The organism is Micromonospora sp. CNZ286, from assembly GCF_014207755.1.
Window position 1 is genome coordinate 1,044,689 of sequence record NZ_JACHIZ010000001.1, and the last position, 23,181, is coordinate 1,067,869.

17 protein-coding genes and 2 tRNA genes are annotated in these 23,181 nt (G+C 71.9%); 12 read left to right on the plus strand and 7 right to left on the minus strand.

Translation table 11 applies throughout. From position 1 onward, the window contains the following. The 7 genes from FHX31_RS05000 (at position 1) to FHX31_RS05030 (ending at position 10,914) form a co-directional block, all read left to right on the plus strand. Positions 1-852, plus strand: coding sequence for a TatD family hydrolase (locus FHX31_RS05000; protein WP_013475568.1), 852 nt, complete (start codon positions 1-3; stop codon positions 850-852). After that, positions 852-2,039: a metabolite traffic protein EboE gene (gene eboE, locus FHX31_RS05005; protein ID WP_123110325.1), complete on the plus strand. Its 1,188-nt coding sequence runs from the start codon at positions 852-854 to the stop codon at positions 2,037-2,039. The genes FHX31_RS05000 and eboE overlap by 1 nt, the downstream gene beginning before the upstream one ends. Then, positions 2,036-3,430: an alkaline phosphatase family protein gene (locus FHX31_RS05010; protein ID WP_123110326.1), complete on the plus strand. Its 1,395-nt coding sequence runs from the start codon at positions 2,036-2,038 to the stop codon at positions 3,428-3,430. Before eboE ends, FHX31_RS05010 begins: the two co-directional genes overlap by 4 nt. Continuing rightward, the gene (locus tag FHX31_RS05015; protein ID WP_013475571.1) at positions 3,427-4,494 is read left to right on the plus strand and encodes a polyprenyl synthetase family protein; all 1,068 of its coding nucleotides are present in this window, start codon (positions 3,427-3,429) and stop codon (positions 4,492-4,494) included. The genes FHX31_RS05010 and FHX31_RS05015 overlap by 4 nt, the downstream gene beginning before the upstream one ends. A gap of 275 nt (positions 4,495-4,769) precedes the next feature. After that, the gene (locus tag FHX31_RS05020; protein ID WP_184975261.1) at positions 4,770-7,604 is read left to right on the plus strand and encodes an RICIN domain-containing protein; all 2,835 of its coding nucleotides are present in this window, start codon (positions 4,770-4,772) and stop codon (positions 7,602-7,604) included. Positions 7,605-7,621: 17 nt separating this feature from the next. Beyond that, the gene (locus FHX31_RS05025) at positions 7,622-9,730 is read left to right on the plus strand and encodes a ThuA domain-containing protein (protein WP_184975264.1); all 2,109 of its coding nucleotides are present in this window, start codon (positions 7,622-7,624) and stop codon (positions 9,728-9,730) included. Positions 9,731-9,903: 173 nt separating this feature from the next. After that, positions 9,904-10,914 carry a sugar phosphate isomerase/epimerase family protein gene (locus FHX31_RS05030; protein ID WP_184975266.1) on the plus strand — a complete coding sequence of 337 codons (1,011 nt, stop codon included), beginning with the start codon at positions 9,904-9,906 and terminating at the stop codon, positions 10,912-10,914. A gap of 4 nt (positions 10,915-10,918) precedes the next feature. On the opposite strand, the gene FHX31_RS05035 is transcribed toward FHX31_RS05030, so the two are convergent. Both FHX31_RS05035 and FHX31_RS05040 read right to left on the minus strand, forming a co-directional pair. Further along, a complete protein-coding gene (locus FHX31_RS05035; protein WP_013287897.1) occupies positions 10,919-12,103 on the minus strand; it encodes an ROK family transcriptional regulator in 1,185 nt (394 codons plus the stop codon). Positions 12,104-12,199: 96 nt separating this feature from the next. Continuing rightward, entirely contained in the window at positions 12,200-12,586 is a 387-nt protein-coding gene (locus tag FHX31_RS05040) for a hypothetical protein (protein WP_013475576.1), read from the minus strand. A gap of 267 nt (positions 12,587-12,853) precedes the next feature. On the opposite strand from FHX31_RS05040, the gene FHX31_RS05045 reads away from it, so the two are divergent. From FHX31_RS05045 to FHX31_RS05060, 4 genes are all read left to right on the plus strand, one after another. Continuing rightward, positions 12,854-12,926, plus strand: a tRNA-Asn gene (locus tag FHX31_RS05045). Positions 12,927-13,102: 176 nt separating this feature from the next. Further along, positions 13,103-15,238, plus strand: a complete 2,136-nt coding sequence (locus FHX31_RS05050; protein ID WP_013475577.1) for an MMPL family transporter — start codon at positions 13,103-13,105, stop codon at positions 15,236-15,238. Further along, positions 15,231-16,466 (plus strand): FAD-dependent oxidoreductase, encoded by a 1,236-nt coding sequence (locus tag FHX31_RS05055; RefSeq protein WP_123110329.1) that lies wholly within the window; start codon positions 15,231-15,233, stop codon positions 16,464-16,466. The genes FHX31_RS05050 and FHX31_RS05055 overlap by 8 nt, the downstream gene beginning before the upstream one ends. A 120-nt stretch (positions 16,467-16,586) precedes the next feature. Beyond that, positions 16,587-16,663 (plus strand) — tRNA-Ile (locus FHX31_RS05060). Positions 16,664-16,677: 14 nt separating this feature from the next. Here the strand turns inward: FHX31_RS05060 and FHX31_RS05065 are convergent. The 4 genes from FHX31_RS05065 to FHX31_RS05080 form a co-directional block, all read right to left on the minus strand. After that, the gene (locus FHX31_RS05065; RefSeq protein ID WP_176739781.1) at positions 16,678-16,821 is read right to left on the minus strand and encodes a hypothetical protein; all 144 of its coding nucleotides are present in this window, start codon (positions 16,819-16,821) and stop codon (positions 16,678-16,680) included. 1,030 nt (positions 16,822-17,851) lie between these two features. Next, entirely contained in the window at positions 17,852-19,096 is a 1,245-nt protein-coding gene (locus tag FHX31_RS05070; protein WP_013284934.1) for an IS256 family transposase, read from the minus strand. A gap of 1,164 nt (positions 19,097-20,260) precedes the next feature. Further along, positions 20,261-20,641: a hypothetical protein gene (locus tag FHX31_RS32525; protein ID WP_402882421.1), complete on the minus strand. Its 381-nt coding sequence runs from the start codon at positions 20,639-20,641 to the stop codon at positions 20,261-20,263. 630 nt (positions 20,642-21,271) lie between these two features. Beyond that, positions 21,272-21,742: a hypothetical protein gene (locus tag FHX31_RS05080; RefSeq protein ID WP_236619223.1), complete on the minus strand. Its 471-nt coding sequence runs from the start codon at positions 21,740-21,742 to the stop codon at positions 21,272-21,274. Between the two features lie 73 nt (positions 21,743-21,815). Here FHX31_RS05080 and FHX31_RS05085 point away from each other — a divergent pair, with 73 nt between their 5' ends. Beyond that, entirely contained in the window at positions 21,816-22,256 is a 441-nt protein-coding gene (locus FHX31_RS05085) for a DUF732 domain-containing protein (RefSeq protein WP_225319569.1), read from the plus strand. Positions 22,257-22,280: 24 nt separating this feature from the next. Here FHX31_RS05085 and FHX31_RS05090 read toward each other — a convergent pair whose 3' ends face one another. Further along, on the minus strand, positions 22,281-23,072 hold the full coding sequence (locus FHX31_RS05090) for an AAC(3) family N-acetyltransferase (protein WP_184975269.1): 792 nt from the start codon (positions 23,070-23,072) through the stop codon (positions 22,281-22,283). Between the last annotated feature and the right edge of the window lie 109 nt (positions 23,073-23,181).

Below are 23,181 nucleotides of genomic sequence, written 5' to 3' on the forward strand. Positions count from 1 at the left end.
ATGCGCATCTTCGACCCGCACATCCACATGACGTCCCGCACCACCGACGACTACGAGCGGATGGCCGCCGCGGGCGTCCGCGCGGTGGTCGAGCCGGCGTTCTGGCTGGGCCAGCCGCGTACGAGCGTGGACAGCTTCGTGGACTACTTCGACTCGCTGATCGGGTGGGAGCCGTTCCGGGCCGGCCAGTTCGGCATCCGGCACCACGCCACTGTGGCGCTGAACCCGAAGGAGGCGAACGACCCGCGCTGCCGCCCGGTGCTCGACCTGCTGCCCCGCTACCTGGACAAGGACGGCGTGGTGGCGGTCGGCGAGATCGGCTACGACGCGATGACGCCGGCCGAGGACGCCGCGCTGGCCGGTCAGCTCGCCCTGGCCGTCGCGCACGACCTGCCGGCGCTGGTGCACACGCCGCACCGGGACAAGGCGCGCGGCGTCGAGCGGACGCTTGCGGTGGTCGCCGAGTCGGGCATCCCGCCGGGACGGGTGCTCGTCGACCACCTCAACGAGGTGACCGTCGAGCTGGTCCGGGACACCGGCTGCTGGCTGGGCTTCTCGATCTATCCGGAGACGAAGATGTCGCCGCCGCGGATGGTGGGGCTGCTGAAGCGGTACGGCACCGAGCGGATGCTGGTGAACTCGGCGGCCGACTGGGGCCGGTCGGATCCGCTGCTGACCCGGGCCACCGGGGAGGCGATGCTGCTGGCCGGGTTCGACGCCGACGACGTGGACCGGGTGCTGTGGCGCAACCCGGTCGAGTTCTACGGCCAGTCCGGCCGGCTCGACCTGACCGACCTGGAGGCGAGCGACCCCACCTTCGCCGGCAACTCGATCGCCCGTGGGGGGCAGTGATGCGGCTGCGCCACGCCGACGGCACGACCGTCCATCTCGGCTACTGCACGAACGTGCACCCGGCCGAGGACCTGCCGGGCATCGTCGCCCAGCTCGACACGTACGCGGTGGCGGTCCGCCGGGCGCTCGACACCGACCGGCTCGGGCTCGGACTCTGGCTGGCCGCGCCGGTCGCCGCCGCGCTCGCCGCCGACCCGCCGGCCCGGCGCCGGCTGCGCCACGAGCTGGCGGTACGCGGGCTGGAGGTGGTCACGCTCAACGGCTTCCCGTACGCCGCGTTCCAGGCCCCTGTGGTCAAGGGCGCGGTGTACCACCCGGACTGGACCACGCCGCAACGGTCGGCGTACACGCTGGACCTGGCCCGGGTTCTCGCCGACCTGCTGCCGGACGACGCCGTCCGGGGTTCGATCTCGACGCTGCCGATCGCCTGGCGCACCCCGTGGGATTCCGGGCGGGCCGCCACCGCCCGGCGTCGCCTGGACGCGCTGGCCGAGGGCCTGGCCGCCGTGCAGCGGGAGACGGGCCGGGTGATCCGGGTCGGCTTCGAACCGGAACCGGGCTGTCTGGTGGAGTCGACGGGACAAGCACGCGAGGTATTCTCAGACATGGATACCGACCGGCTCGGGATCTGCGTGGATCTCGCGCACCTGGCGTGTGCCTGGGAGCAGCCGGCGGATGCCCTGGCCGGGCTGCGTGCCGCCGGTCTCCCCGTGGTGAAGGTCCAGGTGTCCGCAGCGGTCGAGGCCCCTGACCCGCCCGCCGCGAACGCGGCGCTGCGCCGGTTCGTCGAACCGCGCTTCCTGCACCAGACGCGGGCTGCCGGTTGCGCCGGCGCCGCCGATCCGGCCGATCCGGCGTACGCGGCCGACGACCTCGACGCCGCGCTCGACGCGCGGCTGCCCGGGGCGTGGCGGGTGCACTACCACGTGCCGTTGCACGCACCGCCCGAGCCGCCGCTGCGCTCCACAGCGCCGGTGCTGCGCGAGGCGCTGGCCGCGTTGTACGCCGGTCCCGTCGCCGGCTGCGACCACCTCGACGTCGAGACGTACACCTGGGGGGTGCTGCCGGAGGCGCGGCGGCCGCGCGGCGACGTGGAGCTGGCCGCCGGCATCGCCGCCGAGCTGGCGTTCGCCCGCGACGAGCTGACCGCGCTCGGCCTGGCCACGACGGTGGGGGCGTCCTCGTGAGCCGGCGGCTCGTGGTGCTCGACGTGGTCGGGCTGACGCCGCGGCTGCTGGCGCACATGCCCCGGCTGCGCGCGGTGGCTGACGCCGGGTTCGCCGCCGAGCTGGGCACCGTGCTGCCGGCGGTGACCTGCTCGGCGCAGTCCACGTTCCTCACCGGCGAGCTGCCCGCCGGGCACGGCGTGGTGGGCAACGGCTGGTACTTCCGCGACCTGGGCGAGGTGCTGCTCTGGCGGCAGCACAACGGGCTCGTCGGCGGCGAGAAGGTGTGGCAGGCGGCCCGTCGCGTCGAGCCGGGCTACCGGGTGGCGAACGTCTGCTGGTGGTACGCGATGGGCGCGGACGTGGACTGGACGGTCACGCCGCGCCCGGTCTATTACGCCGACGGGCGCAAGGAGCCCGACTGCTGGACCGACCCGCCCGAGCTGCGGGACACCCTCACCGACGCGCTCGGCACGTTCCCGCTGTTCAGCTACTGGGGGCCGGGTGCCGGGCTGTCGTCCTCGGCGTGGATCAGCCGGGCCGCGCAGCGCATCCTCGCCGATCACGCTCCCGACCTGACGCTGGTCTACCTGCCGCACCTGGACTACGACCTGCAACGCTTCGGCCCGTCCGGCCCGCAGGCAGCCGCCGCGGCGGCGGAGCTGGACACCGTGCTCGGCCCGCTGCTCGACGCCGCGCGGGAGCGGGACGCCACAGTGGTGGCGTTGTCCGAGTACGGCATCACCGACGTGTCCCGCCCGGTGGACGTGAACCGGATGCTGCGCGCCGAGGGGCTGTTGCGGGTCTACACCCAGGCCGGGATGGAATATCTCGACCCGTGGACGTCGCGGGCGTTCGCGGTGGCCGACCACCAGGTGGCGCACGTCTACGTCAAGGATCCGGCGGACGTGCCGGCGGTGGCGAAGCTCTGCGCGTCGCTGCCGGGCGTGGCCGAGGTGCTCGACGCCGCCGGGCAGGCCGGGTACGGGCTGGATCACCCCCGCTCGGGTGAGCTGGTGCTGGTGGCCGAGCCGGACGCCTGGTTCACGTACTACTACTGGCTCGACGACGCGCGGGCGCCCGACTTCGCCCGGCTGGTGGAGATCCACCGCAAGCCCGGCTACGACCCGGCCGAGCTGTTCTTCGACCCGGCCGCGCCGGGTGCGGCGAAGCGCCGCGCGGCGGTGGCGCTGGCCCGCAAGAAGCTCGGGCTGCGCTACCTGATGTCAGTGGTGGGGCTGGACGCGGGCGCGCGTGCGGTGCGTGGTTCACACGGGCGCCTGCCCGCCGACCCGGCGGACGGCCCGGTGCTGCTCTGCTCCGACCGGGCCGCGATCCGGCCCCGGGTGGAGGCCACCGATGTGAAGGCGTTGCTGCTCGAACTCGCCGGACTGGCCAGGGAGGCACCATGACCGTAACCGTCGCACCGACCGATCCGGCCCTGCTGCGGGGCCGCTTCGACGCCGCGCTAGCCGCGTTCCTGGACGCGAGAGAGCCGGATCGGCCGGACGACGGTACGGGGGCCGTCCACACCGCTGTGCGCTGGTTCGTCCTGGCCGGCGGTAAGCGGATGCGGCCGCTGTTCTGCTACTGGGGCTGGCGGGGGTTCGGTGGCCCGGACGCCTCGCCGATCGTGGTCGCCGCCGCCTCGCTGGAGCTGTTCCACGCGTTCGCGCTGATCCACGACGACATCGTGGACCGCAGCGACCGCCGCCGGGGCGCGCCGACGCTGCACCGGTTCTTCGCCGAGCTGCACGCCGCGTCCGGCTGGCCGGGCGACCCGGCGGCGTACGGGCGGCAGGCCGCGGTGCTCTGCGGCGACCTCTGCGCCACCTGGTCGGCGCAGATGTTCCACGGGTGCGGGTTGCCGCCCGAGCGGCTGCGCCGGGGGCACGTGCTGCTGGCCCGGATGCGCTCGGAGGTGATCGCGGGGGAGTACCTGGACGTGGTCGGGGCGGCCGGGGACGGTTCGGTGGCGAACGCGCTCACAGTGGTACGGCTGAAGACGGCCCGCTACACGGTGACCCGTCCGGTGCAGATCGGTGCCGCGCTCGCCGGTGCGGCGCCGGAGGAGGTGGCCGCGCTGGCCGGGTTCGGCGACCCGCTCGGTGACGCGTTCCAGCTGCGCGACGACCTGCTCGGCGTCTTCGGTGACCCGTCGGTGACCGGCAAGTCCAACCTGGACGACCTGCGTGAGGGCAAGCCGACGGTGCTGCTGGCGCTGGCCCGGGCGTCCGCCTCGCCGGCCGGTGCGGCCCGGCTGGGGGAGCTGGTCGGCGATCCCGGCCTCGACCAGTCGGCCGCGGCCGAGGTGCGGGGCATCGTCGAGGAGTCCGGTGCCCGGGAGGCGGTGGAGCGGATGATCCGTACCCGGGCCGACGCGGCACTTGTCGCGCTGGACGCGTTGCCGCTGGCGGAACCGGCGCGGCGGGTGCTGGCGGCGCTCGCGGAGCGGGCGGTCGACCGCCACGAGTGACACCTACTTTTGTCGCTGAGCGCCGAAAGTCAAAGCCAATCGATCAGAAGCTATGGACAGGCTGATCGAAAGGTCTTAATGTCGTGCACAGCACAACGCTGTTTCGCCGAGGCGACCGCCCCGCACCGCCCGCCTCGGCGAGGTGACCTCCGGTCCCGACCGGAGGTCGCGGCCCGCCGACCTCCCCGGCAGGCCGGCGCAGCATCCCCCTGCTCGGCATCCGGCGCGACGCGCGCCCGTTCCTGGCTGCGCGCGTCAGGAAGGGACAGCACAGCATGTCCAGCCACCACCACCCCCGTGCCCGACGACCGTTCGCCGCTGCCGCAGCGCTGCTGCTCGCGGCCACCGCCGGCACCGTCACAGTGGCCGCGGCGTCCGTCCCGGCGTCCGCCCACCCGATCCCGGCGAGCGACTTCCAGCAGGTCGAACTCGCCCGCGGTGTCGCCGAGACCGGCGAACCGATGTCGCTCGCGGTGCTGCCCGACCGGTCGGTCCTGCACACCGCCCGCAACGGCACGCTGCGCCGCACCGACGCGGCCGGCGCCACCACGGTCATCGGCACGCTGCCTGTCTACACCCACGACGAGGAGGGGCTCCAGGGCGTCGGCGTCGACCCCGGCTTCGCCTCCAACCGGCACATCTACCTCTACTACGCGCCGCCGCTGTCCACCCCGGCCGGCGACGCGCCCGCCACCGGCACCGACTTCTCCGCCTGGCAGGGCGTCAACCGGCTCTCCCGGTTCACCCTCAACGCCGACTTCACGCTCAACCAGGCCAGCAAGGTCGACGTGCTCGACGTACCGGCCGACCGGGGGCTGTGCTGCCACGTCGGCGGCGACATCGACTTCGACGCCGCGGGCAACCTCTACCTGTCCACCGGCGACGACACCAACCCGTTCGACTCGGCCGGCTATGCGCCGATCGACGAGCGCACCAACCGCAACCCCGGGTACGACGCGCAGCGCAGCGCCGGCAACACCAACGACCTGCGGGGCAAGATCCTGCGGATCAAGGTGAACGCCAACGGCACCTACTCGATCCCGGCCGGCAACCTCTTCGCGCCCGGCACCGCGCGGACCCGCCCGGAGATCTACGCGATGGGCTTCCGCAACCCGTTCCGGATCAGCGTCGACAAGGCCACCGGCATCGTCTACGTGGGCGACTACGGGCCGGACGCCGGCACCACCACGGCCCGCGGCCCGTCCGGGCAGGTCGAGTTCAACCGGGTGACAGGGCCCGGCAACTACGGCTGGCCGTACTGCACCGGCACCAACACCGCCACCGAGACGTACGCCGAGTGGGACTTCGCCGCCGGCACCGCCGGCCCGAAGTTCAACTGCACCGGCGGGCCGACGAACAACTCGTTCCGCAACACCGGCCTGGCCACGCTGCCGGCGGCGAAGCCGTCCTGGATCCGCTACGCCGGTGACGCCGGCAGCCCGCCCGAGTTCGGCGGCGGCTCAGAGTCGCCGATGGGCGGCCCGGTCTACCGGTACGACGCGGCGAACCCGTCCACCACGAAGTTCCCGCAGTCCTTCGACGGGCAGTTCTTCGCCACCGAGTTCGGCCGGGGCTGGATCAAGCCGATCCACGTCGGCGCGGACGGCTCACCCGGCACCATCGACAGCTTCCCGTGGACCGGCAAGCAGGTGATGGACTCGGCGTTCGGCCCGGACGGCGCGTACTACGTGCTCGACTACGGCACCGGCTACTTCAACGGCGACGCCAACTCGGCGCTGTACCGCTTCGACTACCTGGGCGGCGCCAACCGCGCCCCGGTGGCCCGCGCCGCGGCCGACCGGACCTCCGGCGCCGCGCCGCTGACTGTGGCCTTCTCCTCGGCCGGCTCGTCCGACCCGGAGGGCGGCGCGCTGACGTACGCCTGGACGTTCGGCGACGGCGGCACCTCGACCGCCGCGAACCCCTCGCACACCTACACCACCAACGGCAGGTACACCGCCACCCTCACCGTGCGCGACCCGCAGGGCGCCACCGGCACCGCGAGCGTGACGATCACAGTGGGCAACACCGCGCCGACAGTCGTCATCGAGACGCCCGGCAACGGCAAGCTGTTCTCCTTCGGCGACACCGTGCCGTTCCGGATCACCGTCACCGACCCGGAGGACGCCACGATCGACTGCACGAAGGTCAAGATGACCTACGTGCTCGGCCACGACCAGCACGGCCACCAGATCACCTCGGCGACCGGCTGCACCGGCTCGATCGCCGTACCCGTCGACGGTGAGCACGACGACGCGGCGAACATCTTCGCCGTCTTCGACGCCGAGTACACCGACTCCGGCGGCCTCACCACGCACACCCAGCACACGCTCCAGCCCCGGCACCGGCAGGCCGAGCACTTCAAGACCTCGTCCGGGATCAACACGTTCGACAAGGCCACCGCCGAGGGCGGCAAGACCGTCGGCGACATCCACAACGGGGACTGGATCGCGTTCCAGCCGTACCTGCTCGCCGACGCCACCGGGTTCACCGCCCGGGTGTCGTCCGCCGGCGCCGGCGGCACGCTCCAGGTGCGGGCCGGCTCGGCCACCGGCACCGTGCTCGGCTCGGCCACCGTCCCGGTCACCGGCGCCTGGGACACGTTCACCACAGTCACCGGCGCGATCGCCAATCCGCCGGCCGGCACCACCACGCTCTACCTGACGTTCGCCGGTGGCACCGGGGCGCTCTACGACCTGGACGCGTTCACGCTCACCACGTCGGCGGTCCGTACCGGCCCGGTGAAGGGCCTGGCCGGGAAGTGCCTGGACGTGCGCAACGCCGCCACCGCCGACGGCACCCAGATCCAGCTCTACACCTGCAACGGCACGACGGCGCAGTCGTGGACCGTGACGCCGAACGGCACCGTGAAGGCGCTCGGCAAGTGCCTGGACGTATCCGGCGGGGCCAGCGCGGACGGCACGAAGATCCAGCTCTACACGTGCAACGGCACCGGGGCGCAGAACTGGTCCGCGCAGGCCGACGGGACGGTACGTAACCCGCAGTCGGGCAAGTGCCTGGACGTGTCCGGCAACAACTCGGCCGACGGCACGGCGGTGCATCTGTGGACCTGCACCGGCGCGGCGAACCAGCGCTGGACCCTGCCGTGAGGATGAAGGAGAACCAGATGAAACTCGTGCGTACCGCACTGGGGGCGGTGACCGCCGTCCTCGCCACCATCGCCTGCACCGTCCCCGCGGGCCCGGCGGCCGCCGCCGACGCCCCCTACGACGTGCTCGTTTTCTCCAAGACCGCCGGCTTCCGCCACGACTCCATCGCGGTCGGCACGCAGGCCGTACGGGAACTGGGCGCGGCGAACAACTTCACCGTCACCGCGACCGAGGACGCCGCCCAGTTCACCACCGCCAACCTGGCCCGCTTCGAGGCGGTGATCTTCCTCAACACCACGGGGGACGTCCTCAACGCCACCCAGCAGTCGGCGTTCGAGGCGTACATCGGCGCCGGCGGCGGGTACGTCGGCGTGCACTCCGCCGCCGACACCGAGTACGACTGGCCGTTCTACGGCAACCTCGTCGGCGCCTGGTTCGCCTCCCACCCGGCCATCCAGCCGGCCACGGTGAAGGTGGAGGACCGGGCGCACGCCGCCACCGCGCACCTGCCGCAGCGGTGGAACCGCACCGACGAGTGGTACGACTACCGCACCAACGCCCGCTCCACCGCGCACGTGCTGGCCAGCCTGGACGAGTCCACGTACTCCGGCGGCTCGATGGGCGGCGACCACCCGCACGCCTGGTGCAAGACGTACAGCGGCGGCCGGTCCTTCTACACCGGCGGCGGCCACACCCAGGCGTCCTACGCCGACGCGGCGTTCCGGGCGCACCTGCTCGGCGGCATCCGCTACGCCGCCGGGCGCACGAAGGCCGACTGCCGGCCGGAGACCGGCTACACCGCGCTCTACAACGGCGGCACCACCGGCTGGTCGCAGGCCGGGCCGGGCAGCTTCACCAATGCCGACGCCACGCTCACCTCGGTCGGCGGCATGGGTCTCTACTGGTACAGCGCCAAGCAGTTCACCAACTACTCGCTGAAGCTGGACTGGCGGCTGGCCGGTGACGACAACTCGGGCGTGTTCGTCGGCTTCCCGCCGTCGAGCGACCCGAACTCGGCGGTGAACAACGGCTACGAGATCCAGATCGACCCCACCGACGCGGCCGACCGGACCACCGGCGCGATCTACGGTTTCAAGTCCGCCGACCTGGCGGCCCGGGACGCGGCGCTCAACCCGGCGGGGGAGTGGAACACCTACGAGATCCTGGTCGAGTCCGAGCGGCTCCAGGTCTTCCTCAACGGCGTGCGGATCAACGACTTCACGAACACCGACCCGGTGCGGTCGCTCGCCGGGCACGTCGGCATCCAGAACCACGGCACCGGCGACGACGTGTCGTTCCGCAACATCCGGATCAAGGAACTCGGCGGCACGCCGCCGCCGACCGGCAACACCACCGTCCAGGCCGAGGCGTTCGGTTCGGCGAGCGGCGTCAGCGCGTACCCCAAGGCCGGCGCCAACGGCGGCCAGACCCTGGGGTACGTGGACCCGGGCGACTGGGCCGCGTACCCGGGTCTGGACCTGACCGGTGTGACGTCGCTGCGCGCCCGGGTGGTGTCCGGTGGCCCGGGCGGCACACTCCAGGTGCGGACCGGCTCGCCGAGCGGTCCGGTGCTCGGCCAGGTGGCGGTGCCGAACACCGGTAGCTGGACCACGTTCGCCGACGTGAGCACCGCGCTCACAGGCGTGCCGTCCGGTACGCAGACGGTCCACCTGACGTTCACCGGCAGCGGCTCCGGGCTGTTCGACGTCGACGACTTCACGCTGGTCCGCTCGACCGGCACCGGCGGTGCCGGCCCGATCAAGGGCCTGGCCGGCAAGTGCCTGGACGTGCGGAGCGGATCGTCGGCCGACGGCACCCAGATCCAGCTCTACACCTGCAACGGCTCGTCGGCGCAGTCGTGGACGGTGACGCCGAACGGGCCGGTGAAGGCGCTCGGCAAGTGCCTGGACGTGTCGGGCGGCGGCAGTGCGGACGGCACGAAGATCCAGCTCTACACGTGCAACGGCACCGGGGCGCAGAACTGGTCGGCGCAGGCGGACGGCACGGTGCGTAACCCGCAGTCGGGCAAGTGCCTGGACGTGTCCGGCAACAACTCGGCCGACGGCACGGCGGTGCACCTGTGGACGTGCACCGGTGCGGCGAACCAGCGCTGGACCCTGCCCTGACGGAGGCCATAGAGTGGAGGCGGCGACCGCGAGGTGGCCGGTGACCCGGCGGGAGGCGCAACCCGTCCGGGAGCAGACGCTCCGGCGTCCACCGGTTCCCACGCGCCGCCGCCTCCGGTCGTCCTCGCCCCGGTCCGCGACGGAATCCCCCATCACCACAGGGGAGAAGGACAATGGCGCGACCCATCACGCTCTTCACCGGCCAGTGGGCCGATCTGCCGTTCGACGAGGTCTGCCGGCTCGCCGCCGAGTGGGGCTACGACGGGCTGGAGATCGCCTGCTGGGGCGACCACTTCGAGGTGGACAAGGCGCTCGCCGACGACTCGTACGTGGAGCGCAAGCGGGCCACCCTCGCCAAGCACAACCTCCAGGTGTTCGCCGTCTCCAACCACCTGGTCGGGCAGGCCGTCTGCGACCACCCGATCGACGAGCGGCACCAGGACATCCTGCCGGCCCGGATCTGGGGCGACGGCGAGCCGGAGGGGGTGCGGCAGCGGGCCGCCGAGGAGATCAAGGACACCGCGCGGGCGGCGGCGAAGCTCGGCGTGAACACAGTCGTCGGCTTCACCGGCTCGTCCATCTGGCACACGGTGGCGATGTTCCCGCCGGTGCCGCCGGCCGTGATCGAGCGCGGCTACCAGGACTTCGCCGACAGGTGGAACCCGATCCTCGACGTCTTCGACGAGGTGGGGGTGCGGTTCGCGCACGAGGTGCACCCCAGCGAGATCGCCTACGACTACTGGACGACGAAGCGCACGCTGGAGGCGATCGGGCACCGGGAGGCGTTCGGGCTCAACTGGGATCCGTCGCACTTCGTCTGGCAGGACCTGGACCCGGTGAACTTCATCTTCGACTTCGCCGACCGGATCTACCACGTCGACTGCAAGGACGCGAAGGTCCGTACCGGCGACGGGCGGCGCGGCCGGCTCTCCTCCCACCTGCCCTGGGCCGACCTGCGGCGCGGCTGGGACTTCGTCTCCACCGGCCACGGCGACGTGCCGTGGGAGGACTGCTTCCGGGCGCTCAACGCGATCGGCTACGACGGCCCGATCTCGATCGAGTGGGAGGACGCCGGCATGGACCGCCTGGTCGGCGCGCCGGAGGCGCTCCAGTTCGTCCGCCGCCTGGCGTTCGACGCCCCGTCCGCGGCCTTCGACGCCGCCTTCAGCAGCAGCCGCGACTGACCGGTCAGCGGGCGGCGTAGACCTGGTCGCTGACCAGGCGCGCCGCCCCGACCAGGCCGGCGGTGTCGCCGAGGTCGGACAGGACGATCGGCATGCTGCCGGTGGCCAGCGGCGTGGAGCGCCGGTAGACGACGCCCCGGATCTCCGCGAGCAGCACCGGACCGATCCCGCCGGGTGCGCCGCCGATGATCACGATGGCCGGGTTGACGAAGCTGACCAGCCCGACCAGCACCCGCCCGAGCCGGCGGGCGGCGTCGCGCACCAGCGTCTGCGCCGCCGGGTCGCCCTCGGTGGCCGCCGCCGCCACGTCGGCCACCGACAGCGTCCCGGCCGCGGCCAGCCGGTCCGCCAGCGCCGTCGAGCGCCCGGCCCGCGCGGCGCTCACCGCCTCGCGCACCAGTGCGACATCCCCGCAGTACGCCTCGACGCACCCGTTGTTGCCGCAGCCGCAGAGCGGCCCGTCCTCGGTGAGCTGGAAGTGGCCGATGTCGCCGGCCCCGCTGGCCGCACCCCGGTAGAGCGCGCCGGCGAGCACCAGCCCGCAGCCGATCGCCTCGCCCAGCTTGACGTAGAGGAAGTCGTCGAACGGGCGGCCGGTGCCGGCGTGCCGTTCGCCGAGGGCCATCGCGTTGGCGTCGTTGTCGACCTGCACCGGGCAGCCCAGCTCGGCGGCGAGCGTGTCGCGTACCGGGAAGCGGTGCCAGCCGGGCAGGGCCGGCGCGGACACCGGCGTGCCGTCGCGGACCTCGACCGGCGCGGGCAGCGCGACGCCGACGCCGGTGAGCGACGACAGTCCCGCCTCGACACGCAGTTTGCCGAGCAGTTCGACGATGCGCCCGACCACCACGTCCGGGCCGAGCCGGACGTCCACCGGCTCGTCGTGCCGGGCGAGCGGGTTCAGTTCGCCGTCGGTGAGCGCGACCCGCAGGAGGCCGTCGCCGACGAGCACCGCGCCGAACCGGACCTGCGCGCCGATGCGCAGCAGCGACGAGCGGCGTCCGCCCCGGGACGCGGCCGGCCCGGCGGTCTCCACCAGGCCGAGCGTGGTCAGCCGGTCGACCTCGGCGGCGAACCGGGCCCGGGGCAGGCCGAGGAGGTCGGCCAGCTCGACCCGGGAGCGTGGGCCGTCGTCGCGCAGCAGGCGCAGCAGTCGCGCCTGATCCGCCGTCTCCGGTCCGACCATCGGCATCTGGTCACCTCCCCACGGAGAATGTGCCACATCGCCGCCCGCGCACACGGGAGCGGGCCGGTCACCCGGAGGTGACCGGCCCGCTGTCCGCTGGTGTCAGAGCGTGTTGCCGGTGCTGGACGGCTTGGTGCTCGTGCCGGTGGTGGTCGAGCCGGACGCGCTGGTCGAGCCCGTCCCGTTGGCGCTGCGGCTGCCGACCGCGGCCGGCGTGCCGGCGAACGGCTTGTCGGCGTCGGTCATGCCCGGCTTGCCGCCGTTGGTGGCGAGCTTCTCACCGAGCTTGGTGTGCCCCAGCTTGTCCTTGCCCTCCGAGTAGAGCCGGGTCGCCTGGGCCTGCGCGACCCCGGCCGCCTCCTGGACGGTCGGGTGGTCGAGCACCTTGCGCCCGCGGACCACCAGCTCCTCGTACTTCTCCCGGCCGGCACGGGCGCCCAGGACGAATCCCGCAGCCAGCCCGCCAAGAAACATGATCTTTCCGCGCATGGCGGCTCCTTCCGTACCTGACGCTCTCGCCGGTTTCCGCCAGCTCGGCGGAATGACCGTCTCGCGCCTGCTTCTCTGTCGACGGCTAACTACCCATCCTGCTCTCCGCTCATGCCTCCCTGTGCCGAGATGACGATTTGTCCGTAATCCTGGCGCGTCAGCCGGTCCGGTCCTCCTCCGGTAACCCCCTGGCGCACCACCCCCCGATGTCCTGTACTCTTGTCCCCGTCGCACGGAGCGGAGAGATCCGAACCGAGCGGTGCACGGTCCCCTGTAGCTCAATTGGCAGAGCAGCCGGCTGTTAACCGGCAGGTTATTGGTTCGAGTCCAATCGGGGGAGCTTCGCTCCACGTCACGCCCGTCGGCATCGCCGGCGGGCGTTAGTCGTCGCTGGCCCCCTTCGCGTGCCTGGCTGCCCGGTTTCCGCCCCCGAGTCCTCGTTCGCCCGGCAGGATGGTCGGCGTCGACTTAGACTCCCGCTGCGTCGATTGATGCGTCGATTCGAGGACGGTGGAGATGGCCGCAGGACGCAGCCGCTGGACCGCGACGCTGATCGCGGTGGCGGTGGTGCTCGGCTGGCTGATCGTCGGCGGCATCGCCGGCCCCTACTCCGGCAAGCTCGGCGAGGTCTCCACCAACGACAACGCCTCCTTCCTCCCGGCCGACGCCGAGGCCACCCGGGCGCAGGACCTGGCCGCCGGATTCGTCGACCGGGAGACCACCCCGGCACTCGTGGTCTACGAACGACCCGGCGGCCTCACCCCCGCCGACCAGCAGCGCATCCGGGCCGACGCGGCCCGCTTCGCCGAGGTGCCGGGCGTGGTCGGTCCGCTGCCGCCACCGGTCGTCAGCCAGGACGAGCAGGCCGCCCAGGTGATCGTGCCGATCGACAGCTCCGAGGGCGAACAGATCCGGTCCGTTGTGGAACGCCTGCGCGACATCGCCGGCCCGGACCGCGACGGGCTCACCGTCGACGTGGCCGGACCCGCAGGGCTGCTCGGCGACCTGATCGAGGTGTTCGGCGCGATCGACGGGCCGCTGCTCCTGGTCACGCTGACAGTGGTGCTGGTCATCCTGCTCGTCGTCTACCGCAGCCCGGTCCTCTGGATCTTCCCGCTGCTGGCCGCCGGGATGTCGTACTCGCTCGCCGCCGTCTTCGTCTACCTGCTCGCCGACCACGACATCGTCAAGCTCAACGGGCAGGCACAGGGCATCCTCACCGTGCTCGTCTTCGGCGCCGGCACCGACTACGCGCTGCTGCTCATCGCCCGCTACCGGGAGGAACTGCACCGGCACGAGCGCCCGTGGGACGCCATGCGGACCGCCTGGAAGGGCGCCGCCCCGGCCATCATCGCCTCCGGCGCCACAGTCATCGTGAGCCTGCTCTGCCTGCTGCTGTCCAGCCTCAACTCCAACCGCGCGCTCGGCCCGGTCAGTGCCGTCGGCATCGCCGCCACGCTGCTGGTCATGCTCACCTTCCTGCCCGCGCTGCTGGTCCTCGGCGGCCGGTGGGCGTTCTGGCCCCGGCGACCCCGCTACGACCAGGCCGACCCGCGCACCGAGCACGGCATCTGGGGGCGGATCGCCGGCTTCGTGGCGCGCCGTGCGCGTACCGTCTGGGGCGTCACCGCCGTGGTGCTCGCCGCCCTCGCGATCGGGGTGACCCAGCTCGGCGCCACCACGCTCGGCCAGTCCCAGCTGTTCACCCAGCGCACCGACTCGGTGGCCGGGCAGGAGGTCATCGACAGGCACTTCCCGGCCGGCACCGGCAGCCCCGCCACCATCTTCACCACCCAGGGCACCGCCCGGCAGGTCGCCCAGGTGGCGCAGGGCGTACCGGGAGTCGCCTCGGTGCTGCCGCTCGGCGAGCGGGGCGAGAACGCGCCGCCCGACCCGAACGCGCCCCCCAAGGTGGTCGACGGGCGGGTGCAGCTCAACGTCACGCTCGCCGACCCGCCGGACAGCAACGGCGCCGAACGCACCATCCGCGACCTGCGCGAGGCGGTGCACCGGGTACCCGGCGCCGACGCCGTGGTCGGCGGCTTCACCGCGATCAACGTGGACACCGCCGACGCCTCGGTACGCGACCGCGACGTGATCATCCCGGTGGTGCTGCTGGTCATCGCGGTCATCCTGGCGCTGCTGCTGCGCGCCCTGGTCGCCCCGGTGCTGCTGATCGCCACCGTGGTGCTGTCGTTCCTGGCCACGCTGGGCCTGTGCGCGCTGCTGTTCCGGTACGTCTTCGACTTCCCCGGCGTCGACCAGTCGTTCCCGCTGTTCGCGTTCGTGTTCCTGGTCGCGCTCGGCATCGACTACAACATCTTCCTGATGAGCCGGGTCCGTGAGGAGTCGGTGCGCCGCGGCACCCGCGCCGGTGTGCTCGCCGGGCTGGCCGTCACCGGCGGCGTGATCACCTCCGCCGGCATCGTGCTCGCCGCCACGTTCTCCGCGCTCGCCGTCCTGCCGCTCGTGGTGCTCGTCGAGCTGGGCGTGGCGGTCGCTGTCGGCGTACTGCTGGACACCATCGTGGTCCGCTCGCTGCTGGTGCCCGCGCTCGCGTACGACATCGGGCCGAAGGTCTGGTGGCCGGGCCGCTTGTCGCGGTCGCACCGCGAGGGCGACCGGGCCGGGGCGGGGGTGGACCGTGCCTGACACGGACGTGGTGATCGTCGGCGGCGGCCTGGCCGGTCTCGCCGCCGCCCGGCGGCTGCACCGCGCCGGCGTGCCGTGGCGGCTGCTGGAGGCGGGCGACCGGCTCGGCGGGCGGGTCGCCACCGACCGCGTCGACGGGTTCCTGCTCGACCGGGGCTTCCAGGTGCTCAACACCGCCTACCCGCGGCTCACCGGACTGGTCGACGTCGGCACTCTCACGATGGGCTGGTTCACCTCCGGCGTGCTGGTGCGCCGCGGCGACCGGCTGGAACGCCTGGTCAACCCGCTGCGCGAACCCACCGGCGCACCCGGCACGCTCACCGCGGGCATCGGATCGCTGACCGATCGGTTGCGGTTCGCCACGCTCGCCGCCGGCTATGCCACGGTGCCGGTCGGGCGGCTCCTCGACACACCCGAGACCAGCGCCGAGAAGGCGCTACGCCGGGCCGGGCTCTCCGACGCGATCATCGAAGAACTGCTCCGGCCGTTCCTGTCCGGCGTGCTGCTCGACCGCGAGCTGGCCACCTCCAGCCACGTCCTCGCGGTCGTCATGCGCTCCTTCGCCCGCGGCCGGATCGGCCTGCCTGCGGACGGGATGCAGGCGCTGCCGAAGGCGCTCGCCGCGCCGCTGCCCGCCGAGCTGATCGAGCTGAACACCCCGGTCACCGAGGTCGCGCCCGGCCGGGTCCGCACCCCGTCCGGCGAGATCACCGCCCGCGCCGTCGTGGTCGCCGCCGACCCGCCGGCGGCGGCCACGCTGCTGCCAGGGCTGCCGAGGGTACGCATGCACGCGTACACCACCTACTACCACCGCACCGGCACGGCGCCACTGGACGAGCCGATCCTGCTGCTCGACGGCGACCGGCGCGAACTCGTCGCCAACACGGTGGTGGTGAGCCGGGCCGCACCCACGTACGCACCCGACGGCCAGCACCTCGTCGCCACCTCGGTGGTCGGCCCGCAGGCCCCACCCGAACCGGTGATCCGGCGCGAACTGGACCGCCTCTACGGCCGCTCCACCGCCGACTGGACCCACCTCACCACAGTCACCGTGCCGGAGGCGCTCCCCGCCGCACCGCCGCCACAGGGCCGGCTGCGCAAGCCGGTGGCGCTCGGCGACGGCCTGTACGTGGCCGGAGACCACCGGGACAGCCCGTCCATCCAGGGGGCGCTCGCCAGCGGGTGGCGTACGGTCGGCGCGGTCCTCGCGGAGTTGCGGCGCGGGTGAGCCATCGGCGGGTAGCGCGTTGTTATCCTCGCGTTGCCCATCGTGCTGTCGCGGCCGTGTTTCCGCCCGGTAGGTGGTGGTCCGCGCAGCGATCGGCGGGTTACGATCCGGCGCGGTCACGGGGCGGTAGCTCAGCCGGTTAGAGCAGGGGACTCATAATCCCTCGGTCGCGGGTTCGAACCCCGCCCGCCCCACCAGTTGTTTTCCCTGTTCAGCCCTGCTGCCGGCGGTGCGGACCGATCGCGTCGAGGTCCGGTCCGACGCCCTCGGTCCGCACTGAGTCCGCAGCAGCACGACCCGCCGCCCGGTCGAGGCGATCCGCCGCCAGCACCAGCCCGGTCCTTCGCCACGTCATGCGCGATAGTGAACCATGCGATCGCCAGACGATCAGCCATCCGTGATCTTCTTCTAATCGAAGGTCGGCATGGGCCATCCGTGGGCCAGTATCCGTGGCGCACAGCGGGCACGAGCGGGCACGAGAGGCGACCGGGACGACCGCCGCCCACAGGCGTTTCGGGCATCACGACCGCTTGAGCACGCTCTTCCAAACTGACGATGCGAGCGCAATCGCTGCGGTCTCGCCGTGCCCGTTGCGTGCCCGTTGAGGTGGGCGACGACGGTCAACGGCGGTCAGATCCTGGGCGTGACAGGCAGCGTGGCGACGCAGGCCAAGCCAGGTCATTGCCGAGCGACTTCCGCCCGTGTCCACACTTCCTAAACCGTGCGGCTGTACAGCCAGTCGTACAGCCAAGACCACCGGCTGACGCCGACGCCATCCGACAACGACGGACGCGCTGACCAGGTGCGCAACCACCCGACCAGCCATCCGCGATCTTCTTCTAGCCTGAAGGCCCTTGTGCCGTCTGGCGTTCAGCCCTGCCAGCGTGTTGAGTCAAAGCCCATGAAGGAGTTCCGGCTTCATTCACGCCACTGCCCTCACGGCCAGCCCGATAGGGTGCGCCGGCTCGACATCGACACCGACTACGGCGCCTTCCCGGTCTGGACCCGGGTCACGCTGCCCCCGGTGCATGGTCGGTCGCCGAGAGAGGTGTGTGCCTCCGTTGGCCCCGAGCACCTACAGATCTCCGCCGAGCTGGCTGCCGACCTGCAGGCCTGGGCGAGCTGGCAAGACCAACACCAACACGCCGCATGGCGTGGACCGAGCGACAAACCGGAGCCCTCGACCGACGAAGATCAGGCGCGTTGGCGTGCCAACGGCCGAATTCTCGCTGAACGCTTGGCGCGAGAGACCGGCGATGAGGTCGTTTACCAGTGGCCCTCAGACGGCAGAGATCCGGAGTGCACCTATTGCGGAACCGGCGGCTCTCGCGGTCGCGTCCGCGCTGGTGGTGTAAGAGACGGCCATCGCGTGATCCGGTCTGATGTTATGCGGCGATCGAGGTCGGGTCGGTCTGGTCGGTGGCGTGTTGGTCTGTGTCGATGGTGATCAGGCGGGCTTTAGCGAGTAGTTCGAGGCCCATGTAGCGGCGTCCTTCGGTCCACTCGTCGGTCTGCTCGGCCAGGACGGCGCCGACGAGGCGGATGATCGCCGCCCGGTTCGGGAAGATCCCGACGACGTCGGTGCGACGGCGGATTTCCTTGTTGAGCCGCTCCTGTGGGTTGTTCGACCAGATCTGGCGCCAGATCTCGCGGGGGAAGCCGGTGAACGCCAGGAGGTCGTCGCGGGCGGCGTCGAGGTGCTCGGCCGCGGCCGGGAACTTCGCTTCGATCGTGGTCACGACCCGGTCGAACTGGGCGCGGACAGCGTCGGCGTCGGGCTGGTCGAAGATCGTGCGGACCAGGGTGGCGATCCACGGCTGCGCCGACTTGGGCACCTTCGTCAGCAGGTTGCGCAGATAGTGGGTCCTGCACCGCTGCCACGAAGCTCCCGGCAAAGCCGCCCCGATCGCGGCCACGAGGCCGGCGTGGGCGTCGGAGATGACCAGGCGGACACCGGACAGGCCTCGGGCGGTCAGGCTGCGCAGGAACGCCAACCAGCCGGCGCCGTCCTCGTCGGAGGCCACGTCCAGGCCCAGCACTTCACGGCCGCCGTCGGCGTTGACCCCAACCGCGATCAGGGCGTGGACGTTGACGGTCCGGCCGTGCTCGCGGACCTTCATCGTCAGGGCGTCCATCCACACAAACGTGTAGTGGGCGGCGTCCAAGGGTCGGTTGCGGAACGCCTCCACCTGCGCGTCCAGATGCGCGGCCATCTCCGAGACCTGCGACTTGGACAGCTGCCGGATCCCGAGCTGCTCGACCAGCTTCTCCACCCGCCGAGTCGACACCCCCAGCAGATAGCTCGTGGCCACGACCGAGACCAGGGCCTGCTCGGCCCGACGCCGGTGGGTCAGCAACCACTCCGGGAAGTAGCTGCCGTGTCGCAGCTTCGGGATCGCCAGGTCGATCGTGCCGGCGCGGGTGTCCCATTCCCGAGGCCGGTAACCGTTGCGCGAGTTGACCCGCTCATCGCTGCGCTGCCCGTACCCGGCGCCGCAGATCGCGTCGGCCTCGGCGGACATCACCGCCTGCACGAACGTCTTGATCATCGCTTGCAACACGTCCGACGACGCGCCCTCGATCTGCTCGCGCAGCAGGTCAACAGGGTTCACACTCTCTGAAGCGGCCATCGCGTCCTCTTCTCCTTCTCTGACTTGGTCGTCTTGAAGGATCGACGCGATGGCCGTCTCTCATCTACGCAACACGCCCATCACGGGCAAGTCGTACACCACTCCCGTGGACGCAACCGCTCTCGCACGGTCCGCATCCAGTCCGCAAGAGGGTGACGGAAGGCGAGGAAGTGGTGTGAGATGTCGAGAGCCGTTTCCGCTGCTAGAGCCCGGTATCCGCAGGCGGGTCGAGAACGCAACTTGATCTCATAATCCCTCGGTCGCGGGTTCGAACCCCGCCCGCCCCACCACCCGTTTTCCCTGGTCGGCCATGCTGGTGGCGACCCGCACGCATCGCGTCGAGGTCCGGTCCGACGCTCTCAGTCCGCACTGAGGCCGGTCTACGACTGCGACGAGGAGATAGCGAAGTTCCTGGCGAGCCTTCCTAGGAACTTGGCGGGTCGGTTCCGTCGCACGGGACACCGATACCTAGCTGTACTTGCGCCGTCTGCCCCCGCGACCGAATTGTGAGCGGTAGGCAGGTCGCCCGCGCAACCCACGTGCCGCCGACGAAGGCCAGCCACTGAGATTGGTCGTCGACAGGTGCGCAGGCGCGCACACGGGCGCGCACGGCCGGCACCACTGACGAGCCCCATCCGAGACGCGCCCTGTCCTCCCAGCCGGGTGCCACCCGAAGATCGACCACTGCGCCGCCGCGTACGACCAATCCCCATTTGGCGAACAGCCGGGCTGCCGGGTCCGGTTGCCCCGATTCCTCTGCTTGGAGCACCGGCCGGTCAGGTACCGCGACGTCCTCTCCCACGAGCCGATAACCCGCCGGCGGTTCCTGCATCGCATCGACCGATACAGTGCATGACTCCTGCCTGGCGCTCCCGTCAGTTGACGGGGACGCGCTCGGGTCAGTACCCAGAGATGCAGTTGGTGCGGGTGGTCGGGCCTCACCCTGGCCGGAACCGCTTGAGGACGTACAGGCTGCTGGCGTCACCATCAGGCAGACGCTGAGCGGCCACCACAACATGCGGCTGGTCCATCGCACGCGCGTCACCTCCTGAACGGCGAGGCCTTCGACGGTTGGGGCGCGACCCGTGAAGCGTCACCGTACCGAAAGGCGGGATGCGTTCGATGCCGCCCGCCCTGCCACGCGAGACGCCCTGCGCAGCCGAGCTACCAGTACCTGCCGCAGGTCGGCTCGAGCTTGTCGACCGCGCTCTCCAGGTCGCCCGTGTCGCTCGCCACCTTCACGATCGCTTCCGCATATTCGAGCTTGGGCTTGATCGAGCGGACCTCGACGTCCTTCCGGCCTGCGGCCATGGTGAGCACCTGGAACTTCTTCCGCAGCGTGCGGTCGGTCTGCTCGCCGGCCACCCTGTTCGCCACCGCCTCGAGGTTGACCAATCGGGTGGACGCCTCCGCCCGGGCGTTGACGAGCTCGGCCTCCACTGTCGAAGTGGAGGCGACCCCGACCAGGATGATCAGGCCGGCGATGGCCTTCTCCAACGGACCTCTGACGGTGGTGCAGGCCGCCTTGCTGCTGGTGGTGGCCACTTGCGTGGCCTTCCTGGTCGTGGGCGCGGCCGCGGGGGCCGTCGAGGACCGGGGAGTCCCCGAGGACCGTGAGGTCTGCGAGGGGCGGGGGGTCGGCGAGGGCTCGGGCGCGAGGCTCGGTGTGGCCGTCGGCGCCGAGGGCATGGGAGTGGGTGACTCCGTATCGGTGCTCGCCGCCACGGCGGTGGGCGTGCCCGGCGTCTCGTCGGCGCGGCCACACGCCGAGGCGGTGAGCAGCATCGCAGCGACCGCCACGCAGAGCCCGAACCGTCACGTCGTATCCCATCTCGCGATCTTGCGGGAGCGTGACGATACATGTCGCACGCAGTGGCGGCCATCAACCAGATGGACCGCCCGGGTGACAATCGCGCGCATGAGCGCTGCTGACGTCGTAACGGTTGATCTCACTTCGGATCAGCGGTTCCTGCTACGGCGCGGGTTGGCCGAGTGGGGTGGCCCCGCGCATTCCACTGATGAACTCGCCCGGGTCATGGGCTTCCAGGACCGGGCGGACCTCTACCACGGCGAGGGCCGGGCCCGTCGGGAGCGCTCTACCCAACTCACGCCTGCGGTTGGTGCCGCGCCGAGCCGGGGCCGCCTCGGGAGATGCCCGCTCCTGGAAGCCGGCGCTCATTGCTCGGGCACGACCCGGACGATGCTGCTGCCACTGGACGTGGCGTTGCCTCCGTCGATCACTGAGGTGACCAGGTCGTAGAAGCCCGGCTCGGCGTCGGGGCCGATCACGATCGTGCTGGCGGGACGCTCGCCCGGAGTGCCGGTCGGCCGGACCGGTGTCGCCGTGAAGGTGACGAGCCCCGGGACCGCCGAAGCGGCCTTGAGGTCGTCCACAGTGCCGTACGGGCCCGTCAGTCGTGCGGTCAACTCGACCTGCGGGGAGGTGGAGCCCGGCTCGTCCGGGGACTCGACCGTCCAGTGGACGGTCAGGGTCTGGCCCGGTTGGTACGGCCTGTCGACGTTTAGGTCCTCGCAGCAGGTGTACGGCGGCGGCACCTCCGCCACCATCTCGGACGGTTCGGCGGCGCAGGCTGCCAGCAACGGAACGGCGAGGCAGCTGAGAAGGCGCAGGCGCGGCGAGTTCATGCGCGAGATCGTAGGCGTGGCGCGCCGCTGCCAGGGGGCGGCGGGCAGATGCACCGCAGTCTATGGTTGCGGCGTGAACAGACGCCTGTGGGTGGTGTCGGCACTGGCCGTGACCGCGCTGCTCGCCTTGCCGGTGACCGTCGTCGGCGTCCACGTGACCCACCCTCGGGACGAGGACGGATACCTGGCGTACCTGAAGCAGTACGGCGACCGGCAGAACGGTCGGCCGCTGGCGGTGTTGCCGCCGACCGCGGATCTGGTCGCCGAGGGCGACGCGGCATGCGACTGGTTGCGCGAGCAGCCGTACGCGCTCTGGCGGCACGATCCGGAGTACCGGGAGCTTGTCGTCTACGAGCGCTACGTCCGGCAGGTCGAGAACCGCCTGCCGGCCTGGGGCGACGAGCTGCCCGACCGGCGATCGGTGACGGGAGCCGCGTGGACCCACCTCTGCCCGGCGGAGTGGGAACTACGCCAGCCCCGCCGTAACCCCTTCGCCCCCAAGCCGCCGGACTGAACGCCCAGCGCGCCGCAGGCGCGGTCAGTGCGCGCGGTTCGTGGCCATCCAGGCGGTGGCGAAGTCGACCAGGGTGCGCTGGCGCATCAGCCGTGCCGTCGCGCTGGCGACCTGGCCGGTCGTCGCGCCGCCTGTCGCCTCGAAGTCGGTGCCCAGCCGGTCGAAGTCCTCCTCGTCGGTGACGACGTCGGTCCACGTGGTCCACCGGCTCGTGCCGTCCGGCAGCCGTACCGCCGAGCCCGTCACCGCCCGCGGCGGCGACGCCTGCCGCCACTCCGCGAGGTGCAGCGAGGTGTTGGAGCTGTGGTCGCAGCCGAGCAGCAGCACCTTGCCGTCGAGCCGGTACACCGCGCCGAGCGGTGAGTGCTCGCCCAGCGCGTCGTCGAGGCGGTGTCCCTCCACGACGTCGGCGGCGTGCGCGCCGAGCGCGGCGAAGGACACCTGCGGGTGGTCGCTGCGGCGGGCGCCCGGCCAGGTGCGTACCGTCTCGGCGACCGCGCCCATCCACCGGCTCGGCGTGCACGCCGGGTCGAAGCCGGGCGTCTGCGCGCGGATGACCGGCCACCACGCCTCGGGTACGGGCGGATGCCGCCACTCGGCCGGGTCCGTGTTCTCCGGGGTGTGCGTCGGCACGACGAGGGTGCCCTCCGGCCCGAGCGCCGCCAACAGCGCCCGCACCACCGCCTCCGTGCCACCGGCGACGAACCCGAGACTCCGGTACGACGAGTGCAGCAGCAGAACGTCACCCGGGACGATGCCGAGCGCGCGCAGGTCGTACGCGATCGAGCTGACGGTGTGCGGTGCGGCCTGGTCCACCCGCCGCAGTGTAGGCGGGGCCGAGCCTGGACCGGGGACGGTGCCGACGCCCGCGGAAACCGTTTCGCCGATCCCGGGATAGCGGCGGTGCCTTCCGGCGTCTGTCACT

Coding starts and splice junctions, on each gene's coding strand:
- FHX31_RS05000 (WP_013475568.1), top strand. CDS start 1: ATGCGCATCTTCGACCCGCACATCCACATGACGTCCCGCACCACCGAC.
- eboE (WP_123110325.1), top strand. CDS start 852: ATGCGGCTGCGCCACGCCGACGGCACGACCGTCCATCTCGGCTACTGC.
- FHX31_RS05015 (WP_013475571.1), top strand. CDS start 3,427: ATGACCGTAACCGTCGCACCGACCGATCCGGCCCTGCTGCGGGGCCGC.
- FHX31_RS05020 (WP_184975261.1), top strand. CDS start 4,770: ATGTCCAGCCACCACCACCCCCGTGCCCGACGACCGTTCGCCGCTGCC.
- FHX31_RS05025 (WP_184975264.1), top strand. CDS start 7,622: ATGAAACTCGTGCGTACCGCACTGGGGGCGGTGACCGCCGTCCTCGCC.
- FHX31_RS05030 (WP_184975266.1), top strand. CDS start 9,904: ATGGCGCGACCCATCACGCTCTTCACCGGCCAGTGGGCCGATCTGCCG.
- FHX31_RS05035 (WP_013287897.1), bottom strand. CDS start 12,103: ATGCCGATGGTCGGACCGGAGACGGCGGATCAGGCGCGACTGCTGCGC.
- FHX31_RS05040 (WP_013475576.1), bottom strand. CDS start 12,586: ATGCGCGGAAAGATCATGTTTCTTGGCGGGCTGGCTGCGGGATTCGTC.
- FHX31_RS05050 (WP_013475577.1), top strand. CDS start 13,103: ATGGCCGCAGGACGCAGCCGCTGGACCGCGACGCTGATCGCGGTGGCG.
- FHX31_RS05065 (WP_176739781.1), bottom strand. CDS start 16,821: ATGACGTGGCGAAGGACCGGGCTGGTGCTGGCGGCGGATCGCCTCGAC.
- FHX31_RS05070 (WP_013284934.1), bottom strand. CDS start 19,096: ATGGCCGCTTCAGAGAGTGTGAACCCTGTTGACCTGCTGCGCGAGCAG.
- FHX31_RS05080 (WP_236619223.1), bottom strand. CDS start 21,742: ATGAACTCGCCGCGCCTGCGCCTTCTCAGCTGCCTCGCCGTTCCGTTG.